At 42.4% G+C, this 12,776-nt stretch carries 11 protein-coding genes; 4 read left to right on the top strand and 7 right to left on the bottom strand.

Annotation, left to right across the window (positions count from 1 at the left end):
* Positions 1–189: 189 nt before the first annotated feature.
* Both gap and SGRA_RS18165 read left to right on the top strand, forming a co-directional pair.
* Positions 190–1,194 (top strand): type I glyceraldehyde-3-phosphate dehydrogenase, encoded by a 1,005-nt coding sequence (gene gap / locus SGRA_RS18170; RefSeq protein WP_015694282.1) that lies wholly within the window; start codon positions 190–192, stop codon positions 1,192–1,194.
* A gap of 51 nt (positions 1,195–1,245) precedes the next feature.
* The gene (locus SGRA_RS18165; RefSeq protein ID WP_015694281.1) at positions 1,246–2,457 is read left to right on the top strand and encodes a phosphoglycerate kinase; all 1,212 of its coding nucleotides are present in this window, start codon (positions 1,246–1,248) and stop codon (positions 2,455–2,457) included.
* 570 nt (positions 2,458–3,027) lie between these two features.
* On the opposite strand, the gene SGRA_RS18160 is transcribed toward SGRA_RS18165, so the two are convergent.
* From SGRA_RS18160 to SGRA_RS18130, 7 genes are all read right to left on the bottom strand, one after another.
* Positions 3,028–3,771: a hypothetical protein gene (locus SGRA_RS18160; protein ID WP_015694279.1), complete on the bottom strand. Its 744-nt coding sequence runs from the start codon at positions 3,769–3,771 to the stop codon at positions 3,028–3,030.
* Positions 3,772–4,084: 313 nt separating this feature from the next.
* The gene (locus SGRA_RS18155; RefSeq protein WP_015694278.1) at positions 4,085–4,756 is read right to left on the bottom strand and encodes an immunity 53 family protein; all 672 of its coding nucleotides are present in this window, start codon (positions 4,754–4,756) and stop codon (positions 4,085–4,087) included.
* Positions 4,757–4,793: 37 nt separating this feature from the next.
* Positions 4,794–5,228, bottom strand: a complete 435-nt coding sequence (locus tag SGRA_RS18150; RefSeq protein ID WP_015694277.1) for a hypothetical protein — start codon at positions 5,226–5,228, stop codon at positions 4,794–4,796.
* Between the two features lie 72 nt (positions 5,229–5,300).
* Complete coding sequence (locus tag SGRA_RS18145; protein ID WP_015694276.1) at positions 5,301–5,738, bottom strand: hypothetical protein; 438 nt, start codon at positions 5,736–5,738, stop codon at positions 5,301–5,303.
* 177 nt (positions 5,739–5,915) lie between these two features.
* Complete coding sequence (locus SGRA_RS18140) at positions 5,916–6,365, bottom strand: hypothetical protein (protein ID WP_015694275.1); 450 nt, start codon at positions 6,363–6,365, stop codon at positions 5,916–5,918.
* 80 nt (positions 6,366–6,445) lie between these two features.
* On the bottom strand, positions 6,446–6,901 hold the full coding sequence (locus SGRA_RS18135; protein ID WP_015694274.1) for a hypothetical protein: 456 nt from the start codon (positions 6,899–6,901) through the stop codon (positions 6,446–6,448).
* A 74-nt stretch (positions 6,902–6,975) separates the two neighbouring features.
* Positions 6,976–8,361 (bottom strand): RtcB family protein, encoded by a 1,386-nt coding sequence (locus SGRA_RS18130; RefSeq protein ID WP_015694273.1) that lies wholly within the window; start codon positions 8,359–8,361, stop codon positions 6,976–6,978.
* A 590-nt stretch (positions 8,362–8,951) separates the two neighbouring features.
* On the opposite strand from SGRA_RS18130, the gene SGRA_RS18120 reads away from it, so the two are divergent.
* Both SGRA_RS18120 and SGRA_RS18115 read left to right on the top strand, forming a co-directional pair.
* Positions 8,952–11,402, top strand: a complete 2,451-nt coding sequence (locus SGRA_RS18120; RefSeq protein ID WP_015694271.1) for a M48 family metallopeptidase — start codon at positions 8,952–8,954, stop codon at positions 11,400–11,402.
* A 9-nt stretch (positions 11,403–11,411) separates the two neighbouring features.
* Positions 11,412–12,095, top strand: coding sequence for a hypothetical protein (locus tag SGRA_RS18115; protein ID WP_015694270.1), 684 nt, complete (start codon positions 11,412–11,414; stop codon positions 12,093–12,095).
* The last annotated feature ends 681 nt before the right edge of the window (positions 12,096–12,776 follow it).

The following is a 12,776-nucleotide window of genomic DNA, read 5'->3' as shown; positions in this document are numbered from 1 at the left end:
CCTACGGCCACTGCTATCCATCCCTCAGCCGGTCGCTGCGCTCCCCAGCGGCGGCTACGCCGCCTTTCCAACTGGACCAGTAAATTATTCCACAAAAAAACTTTTTCTAGCTAAACTTTTTTTCTAACTTATCTTTCTTGCTTCGAAGCAAGGAAACAGAAATTTGCTAACAAAGAAATATAAATCAATATGAACAAAATACGCTTAGCCATCAATGGCTTTGGCCGCATTGGCCGACTAGCCTGCCGCCGCCTACTACAAATGCCTGAAATTCAAATTGTAGCTATCAATGACCTGGCCCCAGCCGCCAGCCTAGCTCATCTCTTCCAATATGATTCTAGCCAAGGAACGTATCAAGGAAGCCTTCAGTTGGAAGAGGATCAGCTCCTCATCGATGGACAAAAAATTCAAATTCTAGCCGAACGCGACCCCAAGGCCCTCCCTTGGAAATCCCTAGAAATTGATATGGTACTAGAGTGTACGGGTATCTTCAGAACCCGAGAAAAAGCCCTACAGCATGTGCAAGCTGGGGCCAAAAAGGTCCTGCTCTCTGCTCCCGCCAAAAGTGAAGGCATTCCCACTATCGTACAAGGGATCAACCAAAATGAAGTCATTAGCAACCAACTGATTTACTCTAATGCCTCTTGTACCACCAACTGCCTGGCTCCTATCCTCAAAATCTTTAATGATAGCTGGGGGATTGAACATGCCATCATGGAAACCGTTCACGCCTATACGGCCGACCAAAATCTACAGGATGCCCCACATTCCGATCTCCGCCGTGCCCGTGCCGCTGCCCTCAATATTGTGCCCACCAGCACCGGCGCCGCCAATGCGGTCCAATTGGTTTTGCCCGAACTAAAAGGAAAAATTTCTGCCGCCGCTATGCGGGTGCCCGTCCCCACTGGCTCACTGATTGACCTGACCATTTTGCCCAAAAATAGCGCTAGCATCGAGGAAATCAATGCCGTCTATAAAGCCGCTGCCCAAGGCGATTTTAAAGGCATTCTGGCCTATAGCGAAGCCCCTCTGGTCTCTTCTGATATTGTAGGCAACCCCCACTCTTGCATCTTTGATGCCCCACTAACTAGCCAACAAGGTCCCCTAGTTCGCCTAGTGGCTTGGTACGATAATGAATCGGGCTATGCCAACCGATTGGCCGAAACGGCTCTCTTTTTAGCCAAAAAATCTTAATATTGTGGCGGCCTTAAGGGCCGCCTTTTTTTTGACCAAAATCTTTTTGCTTTGAAGCTTAGCGATCTTTCTTTATCCAATAAACGCATTTTAGTTCGCCTAGACCTTAATTGTCCCCTAGATGGCGAGCAAAATATTAGCGACGACTCTAGAATTTTAGCCGCCTTACCCACCATCAAGTATTTGATAAAAGAAGGGGGCCGCCTGATTCTCTGCTCGCATTTGGGCCGACCAGATAAAAAACGCCTGCCCAATGGCGATATCGATCGACAACGTTTTTCTCTGGCTCCTATCGCCCAACGCCTATCTGAACTTTTGGACCAAGCCGTGTTTTTTCAGCAAGATTGTATTGGCCCAGAGGTGCAAGCCGCTGCCGCCAATTTGAAAAATGGCCAAATTCTACTGCTAGAAAATACTCGCTTCTATAAAGAAGAAAAAAAAGGCGACAAAGCCTTTGCCGCAGAATTGGCCGCCCTAGCCGATGTTTATATCAATGATGCCTTTGGTACGGCCCACCGCGCTCATGCCTCTACCGCTGTTGTGGCCGATTTCTTTTTGCCCCAAGCCAAAGCCATCGGCCTGCTGATGCAAAAAGAGGTAGAACAGGCCAATAAGTTATTGCATGAACCCCAACGCCCTTATTTGGCCATCGTTGGCGGCGCCAAGGTATCTGATAAAATTTTGCTGCTCGAAAAATTAGTGGAAAAGGTAGATGTTCTGCTCATTGGTGGCGGTATGGCCTATACCCTACTCAAAGCACAGGGCGCAGAAGTTGGCGCTTCTTTAGTGGAAGATGACAAGCTAGATTTGGCCAAAAACTTTTTAGAAAAAGCGGCCCAAAAAGGTATTCAAGTAGTTCTCCCCGAAGATTCTTATATCGCTAATGAGTTTTCGGCTACGGCAGAAAAAAAATTGGCCGATAATAAAAATATTCCCACCGGCTGGATGGGCCTAGATATTGGACCAAAGGCCCAAGCCGCCTTTATCGCCAAAATTCAACAGGCGGCCTCCATCTTATGGAATGGCCCTATGGGCGTTTTTGAGTTTGCCGCCTTTGCCGAAGGGACCGAAAAGCTCGGCCAAGCGGTGGTTGAAGCAACTCAAAAGGGTGCATTTTCTTTGGTCGGTGGCGGAGATTCTGTTGCCGCACTCAAAAAATTGGGTAAGGCCCATGCGGTTAGCCATCTGTCTACTGGCGGTGGCGCTACCCTAGAGTATTTGCAAGGAAATGAATTGCCTGGCCTCAAAGCTATCGAGCAATAAATTACTTAGGTCCAATAGCTTAGGTGCAAAGGAAAGGTTTTTTCTTTGCACCTTTTTTTGTCTTTTTATTTTTTGGGGCCTGCCGCCTTCGGCGGCCGGGCCCTTTATTCCCGTTGGTCATCGAACTGGCGCCCCTTAGGGGCTGGTTGTCAGGGCTCGCAGGCCTGCTCGGCCCTGCGGGCTTCGCCCTTGGTCTGCCGCTGCGCGGCACCCTTTCAGGCCCCTAGGCCGTTTGGCCTTCGGCCATTCCTAGGGCCAAGGCCCTAGGCTATTGAAAAAATCGCCATCCCCTCGAATGAGGGGATTTTCTGTTGCACTAGACTCCATCAGCAAAGAAGGGCTTCAGCCCATGGCCCAAAACCGTCCAGCCGCTAAAAGACACTTTCTTTTCCTCCCTTTTTTCAAAAATGCCGAGAAAAAGTTGTGGGACTAATAAAGAAAACCAGAGACTACAAAAGGAGAGCATTTAAAATTTTGTGCTTTACCTTTTGCTGCCTAGGGACAAGCCCCTAGGCGATGAATTGCAGGCGGCTTCGGCGACCAACTACGGATGAACAGCTCTCTTCCAACTTAATCTAAATCCCATGCAGGATGACACACGAGATGAATAAATCCCTCTTTATGAGCATTTAACATATTCAAAAAAGATCTATAAACATATAAGTCATACCCCTTAAAACCTACATCAATGCCTAATTCATTGGCATAGATAAACTTAGAATAATCTTTAGGGAAAAATAGGAAATTATCTAAAGGATCGTCTATTAAACCATAATCGATGTACGGAGTGTCATCTAAACATAATAAACCTCTTGCAGATGGCAGGCGTGCTGACTTATAATCAGTAATGAACCATTCAAAAAAATCATATTTTTCACATAAGTATTCTTCTACACTTTGGCTCAAAGAAAAGTCATTTAAAGTAAACCAAAAATTATCGTAAAACTTTAAAGATTTATACTTTAAATATGTAAGGGCGACCAACCATATTTCAATTTCTTTTGGGATTTTCCATCCGTTTAATACATTAACAAAAAGGGATTTTGCTTCATCCACTGAAGAAGGTAAAATACATTCCATAGGATCATCAAAATAATCACTTAAGTTAAATAACTTAGAAGAGTACTTTTCTGTGTACTGTTTGGCAAAAAGATCTTTAAATCTAAGCCAATTTGTGAATACAAGTTCAAAACTACAAACCATTTCTAATAGAAAATTAGAAATTTTCATCTCATTCCCCTTTAGATTTTCAAAAAGAATAATATCTTCTTTAAAATCACTATACCTAGCTTTATCAATATTTAGAAATTCCATATTAAACTTATTTTTCAGTTTCTCTTATTTTCCCTCGAAGTCCCGCCATAAAATCTTTCGCCTCATCACTCCATCCTTTTTTACTCTTGGAAGTCCCTTTACCCCAAAATCGGTACAATAAGTTTAAGGTAGAAAAAAGTTGCATAATAATGCACTAATTTCCCGCGCCTAGAAGGAGCGAAGCGACTGGCCTAGCGATGCGAAAGGGGGCGGCAAAGCCGCAGACCAAGCAAAAACTTGTTTTTTGCGCAGGGCCGAGCGAGCAGCGAGTCCTGAAGCGTAGCGCCGCAAGGCGAAGCCGCAGCGGAGGCCCCTATTCCTCAAAATCTTCATCAGCAGCTTCTACTAGTGCCTTAAAAGAATGCAATAAAAAACTTAATTTTTGGAGATCTCCAGAAGCCGTAAATACACTATCTTTTATAGCCAGCCCATACCAATCATTTTCTGATTTTTTCACTAATTGCCAGGCTATCTCGGTATCCTCTAAAAGAGTTTCTCTTAGTTCTATCTGCACAGACCAACCACCACTTTCGATTGTCTTTATGGTAAAGCCGTATTGATGTTCCCAATCCCCGTCACAATGAAAGCTGTACCAGTCTTCTATCCAAGCTAATATGTCAGTGTTATCCTCTTCTTGCCATTTTTCACCGTCCTCAGGACTATTCCAGCCTAACTCTTTCTTTTTTTGTTCTACTAAAGCTTTAAAATAATGCAATAAGAATCTTAGTTTTCTGGGACCTCCAGATCCATCAAAAGCAGCATCTACTACAGCAATTCCATGCCAGTCTCCTGTATGCCAACCATCTTTAGATCCTTCTATTATTTCCCATTCTATACTTATCCCATCTAAAATAGTTTCTTTTAAATCAATTTCAATAACCCAGCCTGGGTTATCAATATTATAAATGTGAATCAAGTCTTTAACTTGCTCTTTCTTAGTAGAATACAACAGAGCCCAGTCTTCTAATACATCTAATGAGTTCATATTTATTTTGGTTGGAAAACAGCTAGATAAGCTGGCTCTAGATTAAAAAGTTAGCGTATATCGACTTAGGATTATTTAACCACTCTAAAAACAGTTTTCCATCTGCTGTAGCCAGTGGAAACCCTTCTACGGACTGATATAATATCTCATACCAATGTGCTATAAATGAACTTGTGGATATTTTCAAGATAGGCTCCCCATAACTTAATTGTAAAAATACCTCCTCATGTTCAGACAAAGACGATTTTTTCAAACGAGCCTCGATATCTTCTAGATCTAATAGATCCCATTCAAGGCTGTGAGCTGTCTCAAAAGTATCCCAAGCGATATTTCCTAGATAAGAGGTAGCCTGATAATTTTTAATTTGAGCTAAGTGGAAATATTCAATTATTCCCTTTCCTCTAGCCTCCTCCACTAAGCTAAAATCAGCAGCAAAGGGCGCTAATACTGGGTTCTCTAATAATTCTTTCATATTTTTTTTGTGTGCCTAATCGTTTTGGTTAGCTGCTATGAACAGAAAAAGTTGAGGGACTAGTTTGCCGTTTTACCAGTCTTCAAGATTCAGATCTTCACAAATATCAGACTCTAAATAAGAGCTTTTAGCTGAGTTATAAGAGCTGCGTTTTTGGCTATCAGCATCATATTTTATGGTTGTTTGTAGGATAGTCTCGCCATAGCCTATAGGGTGACTTGTAATTTGAACTATAGTAGAGTTATCAAACAACATATAATGATCTAACTCATCATAGTGGTATCGTACATCAACAAGTTTGGCCTCTTTTCTTTGTTCATCAAAAGATATATCTACCTCTCTAAACAGAGACAGGTCAAATTCTTTTCTATCCTTACGAGAGAAAGTCCCCCCATCAAAAAAGATTACCGTCTGGCTATTTTCTCTCAGTATAAGTAATTCTATATCTGAAAACCGTAGATCATCGTAGCCTATATGATCTTTAGCGCTTCTACAATACACTTTATCCATAGTCTTAAATTATTACCTATTAAAAATTAACACAATTAGACGCTCACAATAAAAAAGGCTACTGCTTCTCAGTAGCCTTTCACTTTACTCCATACGGACCAATTTAGGATAAAATCGGCCTAAAACATTTACCAAATCGGTTTGTGCGGCGATGACCAAAGAGAATAAGCAACTACCCTAAATCTTAACCTTAAAGTATTCCTCTTTCATTACCGCATAGCGTATATCTTCCACAAAGTCATGCCCTTTTAGGAAAATACAGTCTTCTATGATAATATCATTCTTAAGTACACTTTCGTCAAAATCAACCTCTCCTAAAAAAACGCAGTTGCGAATAATTATTGGCTCACGGTTGTAGCCACCATCCATCAATCTGAAATACCCAATAACAGAATTAGTGATAGTCAGCCCCCCATATATATAAGCAGCGTACATATCTAGTCTTAAAATGACAGAATCTTTTATTTCTATTCGTTTTTCATAGTACCCAGTAATAGTATCAACGACACGACAAATACATTTTTCTATTAAAACTTCTTCTTTGAGAAGATTACTAATTATAGGAGATCCTTGTTCATCATCAAAAAGAAAAGTTATATAATCAGCATATCCTTTAGTTACCTTCATTTTATTTGTTTTATAATTATATATAGTAAGCCCCTTAGCAAGTAACAATTTGGCAATCAATACCTACTAGAGAGAGCTCCCTACAACTTAACTTTAAAATATTCTGGTCTTCTTACCCCCTTAGGGTACTCGATATCCTGTATAAAGTTGTGCCCTTTTAAGAAAATACAGCCTTCTATGACAATATCTTTCTCAAATACCCCCCCTTTAAAGTCAATATCTCCTGTAAAAATACAATTACGAATAATAATTGGCTCTTGGCGATAACGGCTATCCATTAACCTAAAGGATCCAATGACTGAATTGCTGATCGTAAGCCCTCCATAAAAAGTAGCCTCAAAAAAAGTCAACTCTGAAATAATAGAATCTTTTATCTCTATTCGTTTTTTATATATTACCCCAACCCCTTTAACTGTATTGCAGATAGCTTTTTTGATTAAAACTGCTTCTTTATAAAAAGCGTCAATCATTCCTTCTTCTTTTTCTTCAAAAAAGCACAAATCTAATCGATCAACATAGCCTTTAATTACTTCCATTTCATCTATTTTATAATTAGGTAATAAGCTCCTTAATGGAACCAAACTGAAATTAAGGCCAATCGCCTTTCACTTTACTCCATACGGACCAATTTAGGATAAAATCGGCCTAAAACATTTACTAAATCGGTTTGTGCGGCGATGACTGACTCAATATCTTTATAAGCATCTGGAGATTCATCCAATCCGCCACCAATAAGTTCTACTCCTGCATTTTTCAGGATAGCCTTCATTTCTGCCTTAGAAAAGGTTTCGGTTGCTCTTCGGCGAGACATTTTTCGGCCAGCGCCATGCGAGGCAGAGCCCAAAGCTGCGGCCAAGCCCTTACCTTCTACCAAAAAGGCGGGAGCCGTCATAGAGCCAGGGATTACGCCTAGCTCGCCAGCGGCAGCGGGAGTTGCTCCTTTGCGGTGAACAATTAGCTCCTTGCCGTTATGGACCTCTTTCCAGGCGAAATTATGGTGGTTTTCCACTCGGACATAAGGTTGTAGCCCTAAGCCTTCTGCCATTCGGCGATGGATATGATGATGACAGGCCGAGGCATAATCGCCAGCCATATTCATGGCCATCCAATATTCTTGCCCTTCAGCCTCCTCCATATTGAACCAAGACAGATGCGCATATTCTTTAGGCAATTGGCGTTTTTTCTGCGCTAGGCGGCTATAATGATTAGCTAAAAAAGCCCCAAAACCTCTAGATCCGCTATGCGTTAGGAGGGTTAAGTAACGGCCTTTGGGCAAACCAAAGCGCTCGGTTTCCAAATCTAAATAGCCCCATTCTACAAAGTGGTTTCCGCCACCAGAAGAGCCAATTTGGGCATAAGCCTTATCTTTTAATCTTCTCAGAATAGACAACTGTCCAAATTCGGGGCGATCAAAGAAATCATCCCCTCTTTTGTTATCTTCAAAAGTAGCTCGACCGAAGCGGCTATGCAGATTCAAGCTTTTTAGCAACTGGGCTCTTTCTTTTTCCAGAAAATCGCTAGGGGCTTCAAAAACGCTCATACACATTCGGCAACCGATGTCTACACCTACGGCATAGGGAATAATGGCATTTTCGGTAGCCAAGACCCCGCCGATAGGCAAACCATAGCCATGATGGGCATCAGGCATAAGGGCGCCCCCTTTGGTAATGGGCAAACGCATAGCGTTTTTCATTTGGTCCAAAGCATTTTGAGCAATTTGTTCTACCCCAAAAATGGGGAAGTCTTTATCTACAAAGTCATATTGGGGGACCTCCGCTTGATAGTCCAGTACTTTTAGGGCCAAGGGACCAAGAACCGCATCTTGTCGATAAGCCTCGGCATCTTTCCATAGATTGGCCAAAAGCGCCATTTTTTCTTCTTTGGGCGTATACTTATAATGTTTCCCAACGGCCAGCATGGCCATGCTTCTCAATACGGCATCTTTATATCCTAGAGCCGCAATTTCCTTTGATTTTAATTTTTCTTTCTTTGCCACGATATTATTTTTTGTTTGACGGCTTGTTAAAGCTCCCCTTTGGCAAAAAAATTCCCTGAGCCTAAAAAAAAGTTAAAATTATTCTTGGTCCTTACTCAAGGCGGCGAAGCCGCCTGCGAGCGAAGCGAGCCCCGGCCCAGCGCTGCGGAGCGGGTGGCCGAAGGCCAGACCGAGCTTTGAGCGCAGCGAAAAGCGAAGGGCCGAACAGACCTGTGAGCCCCGCAGCATAGCGGCGGCCGCCCCATTATAAAGGGCGGCCGCGGGCCCCAAAAAATGGAGCAAAAAAAAGAAATAGAAAAACAATATTTTTTTTCGCGCAGTAATAGCTGTCACAAAACGACAGTCAAAATGAAACAAAGAAAATAGAGTGACTCAAAAAACCAAAACTTAGCAAGAGCAAAGCGCCATAAACAAAACTTAATTTCTCAAAAACAAACTGGTTCAAAAAAATAGCACCCTAAGGTAGAGCTAGGCTAAACAAAAAGTTATCATTTTCTAAAAATGAATATTTGAAGGAAGGAACCAAAACCCCTAATTTTGCATCTAGTAGAACGTATTTTCTTATTTAACCTTTTTCTAGAACTAAAACCATGCAAAACACGCAATTCTGGGCGTTTATTTTGTTTCTTTTTCTTGGACAAAATAGTTGGGCCCAAAACTTTGACGATTACCGCTGTCTTAGATCCAGCGGTGAAGTTCCCGAACGATTTTCCTTAAGCTCGGCACAAAAGTACGAGCTAGGATTGGCCCAATTGGATGAGGGCCTAAGCAACAGAGACCGAAAAACCCAAGAAAAGTACCAGCAAAAGGCCATTTACACCATTGACGATTTGCTTCGTTCTGGTAAAGTACTATTTGGCACGCCCCTCAATGATTATGTCAATCGGGTGGGTAATCGTTTGTTGGAGCAAACTCCTGAACTCAAAGGCAAGGTTGATTTTTTTATTATTCGCTCTTCTGCGGTCAATGCTTTTGCTACGGCAACGGGTTTGGTCTGCATCAATATGGGACTTTTGGCCCAATTGGAGAATGAGGCCCAACTGGCTTTTGTACTTTCTCATGAGCTCATGCATGTACAAAAACAGCATGGTTTGAGTCAGTATGAAAAAGACATTGCCATTCTCAAGGAGAATCGTCAGCGCAGTCTTTTTAAGAAAACCGACTTTAACAGCGCCCTGCTCGAGTCTAACTCTTACTCTAGAGAACTAGAATTTGAAGCGGATAAGGGAGGTTTAGAGATTTTCCTCAAAACGCCTTATAGCGTAGATGCATTAGAGTCTTCTTTTCGGATGCTCAACTATGCCTATTTGCTTTATGATACCAGTCGTTTTGATGTTAGTTATTATAATGAAGGAAGCTGCCAGCTAGATCCTTCTTTATTTTTGGCTAAAGACAGCCTAAAACATATTTCGGCCTGGGTAGATGATGCAGAAAACACAGATACCTTAAAAAGCACTCACCCTAGTACGCTTCGCCGTTGGGAGATTGTCAAGGAAGCGATTGCGGGCAAAACTGCTGGCGATAAATTGTTTATTGAGCCTCAGGCAGATTTTGAGCGCATGCGTAAAACAGCTCGTTATGAGCTCGCCAGCTACTACCTACATAATTTCCGTTTTGAGGATGCCCTTTATGTGGTCCAATTGCTACGCAAAGAAGAGCCCAACAGCCGCTACTTGAGAGAAGTGGAAGTACAGGCCCTACATGCTATTTCTCGTTTTTCTATGTATGAGTCTAGAAGCTTTCAGTCTAGTGACTATCGCCGTCAGCGAGAGACCTACAAAAACATTGAGGGCGGACAGCAGCAACTTTATTTCTTGAGCAGCAACCTTCGGGCCGTAGAGCTCTCTGCTTTGGCCCTTTATAAGGCTTGGAAACTGCATAAAGATTATCCAGAAGATCGCTATATCTTTGATTATTACCGCGATGCTATCTATGTCTTGCAACAGCATATTCCCAACTTTGAGCAATTGCCCAAAGCCATGCAAGAAGCCGAAATCAAGGCCTATTTGGCCAAGGCCCCTGCAGCACAAGACTACTCTGTACCTAAAGTGACCAAAGATAGCCTTATCGAGGTGCTTCAGGATGCAAATATTGAGGTTCTCTTTGATAGCTACCGCAAAGAATATGGCTACAGTAATTTAGACAAAGGCTATAATCTTGCCCGTTATATTCTTTCGGACCTAATGCAAGATGAGGACTTTGAGGACTATTATAGCCGTACGGAAGATTATCATGAAGCGCAGGAAGAACGAGACTCGCTCTATGATGCAGAGTCAGAACGCCGCAAAGCTGCCAAAGAAGAGGTAGACCGCAACTTGGGCATTGACTCTATTCTTTATGTCAATCCTTATATGTTGAGCTTGAAGCGCAAGCGTTTTTACCTTGCTGATAATCACTCAATTGATTTCAAGAACAATCAGAAACTACTCGATAAATACTATGCAGAAGTACATAAAAATGCCGACAAACTAGGCCTTTCTGTACAAACTCTAGATACTCGAGAGGTAGAGACACTCACGGCTGAGCGTTATGCTGATGTAGCTATTCTCAAAGATTGGATTCGTCTTCGGATGAATGTTAATGACCGCAATCATCCCATCTTTAACCAAAGAGAGGTAGATGAAATTTGCGAGAAATACGGCAGCCATTATGTAGTTACTGGAGGCTATATGCAAGAAGGCATCGATGGGAAAAAACGACTCCGCCGCAGAGCAATTACCTATGGTGTTTATGCAGGCCTCCTCTTTGGTGGTATTGCTCTTACTAATGCTGAAGACGATGGACTACAGAACACGGGAGCCTTCTTTGTGATTGCTGCCTCAACTGGTTTGTTTTTCCAACTTCCAGCTCACTTCGTCAACAACATGAGATCTAGAGGTAACCAAATTTACTTCTCTACCATCTTCAATACCCAGAACTCGACCTATGAGACCTTGGGTACAAATACAAAACCATATAATGGGAAGATTGGTCAATTGTCCCGATCTATCAAGAAACAAATTCGTAAAGACCTCAAACGCATCAAAGCGGAAGATAAATAAGCTATTTATATGAAATCACTAATTTGCAGCTTTTTGCTGCTTTTCCTAGGGCTACAATTGCAGGCCCAAGATATATATTATCCAGATTTGACCGCCTTTCTAAATAATGAAGGGCAAAAAATTAGCCAAGTCAAAAAGGCAAAATTTGTCAATATTTACGAGAACTACTTTCAATACAACATCAGCGTAGAGCTAGAAAATGGGGATAAAATCAATAGCCTTTGGAAATCCCAAGGCCCCAGTTTCATTAAGCGAAATGGCGATGTCTACTGCCTCAAAAGAACGACTATTGGTACTTATGGTTCTACTTATATTTATCAGGATGACTGCTATAAGTTAAAAACAGTGGGCCATTTTTTCTATTTCCGACAAACTAAGGAGGCTCATCTTTTCTTGGATGAGTTTAAGAAAAAAGACCAGTATAAAATCAAATCCAATATAAATGATGAATATGTGGCCATGCTGCTAATGGGTTCTGGCAAAAACTACTGGGGACTCATCAACCAAAATTACATCATGAACAGCCTGGCCAATATTGGCGAGATACATACGGTGGGCGCTAGCCTATTCCGCCACTGCCGCAAGTTTGTAGAAGACAAAGCAGAGCGTGAAGGTATCGAGTACAAAGATGCTTCTTTTAGTATGAAAGAATTTGAAAAAATTCTTTACCAATACGAAAGAGGAGAACTCTAATCCATAGTTCGTTAATTAGTTAAGCGTCCCTTTTTGGGGCGCTTTTTTTTGGGGCCTGCCGCCTTTGGCGGCCGGGCCCTTGCAGGGCTCGCAGGTCTGCTCGGCCCTGCGCCAGCAAGCTGGCTGGGTCTGCCGCTGCGCGGCCCCCTTGCAGGCCCCTAGGCCTGCGGCCCTTCGGGCCTGTAGGATGGATATATGGACCTGTAGGTTAAAACCTACAGCAACAAAGGAGGCCAAGCTAAACGCAATAAAAATGGGCCGAAGGTTAAAACCATCGGCCCATAATGTCTTCTAATACAAGGAAAGCTGTTTATTTATGGAGGGTTTTAACCCTCCATTTTATATTAAAATGCATTCGTTAATTGGCTGTAGGTTTTAACCTACAGCTTTAGCCCGCCAGTTTGCATAGTCTCACAAGCATGGGCTTCAGCCCAGGGCAGAAAAGGCGAGCCAATATAATCTTTAAGCGGTCCTGGGCTTCAGCCCATGGACCCAAAACCAACTAGTTATGAAGAGGCTTCTTCTCTCTTCCCTCCCTTTCAAAACTTCCAAGAAAAAGTTGAGGGACTAATAAGCGGCTATCCTTACCGCCCTGGGCTGAAGCCCAGGGTTATTAACTGAGCGAACTGACGGACTAAAGTCCTTGTTCGCTTTTTCTACTTGTAGCTTTCCATTAAGCCT

Origin of the sequence: Saprospira grandis str. Lewin (assembly GCF_000250635.1) — a bacterium.
GTDB classification, from domain to species: Bacteria; Bacteroidota; Bacteroidia; order Chitinophagales; family Saprospiraceae; genus Saprospira; species Saprospira grandis.
Note: the sequence above shows the minus strand (reverse complement) of the source record. Positions and strands in the feature narration are given on the sequence as shown.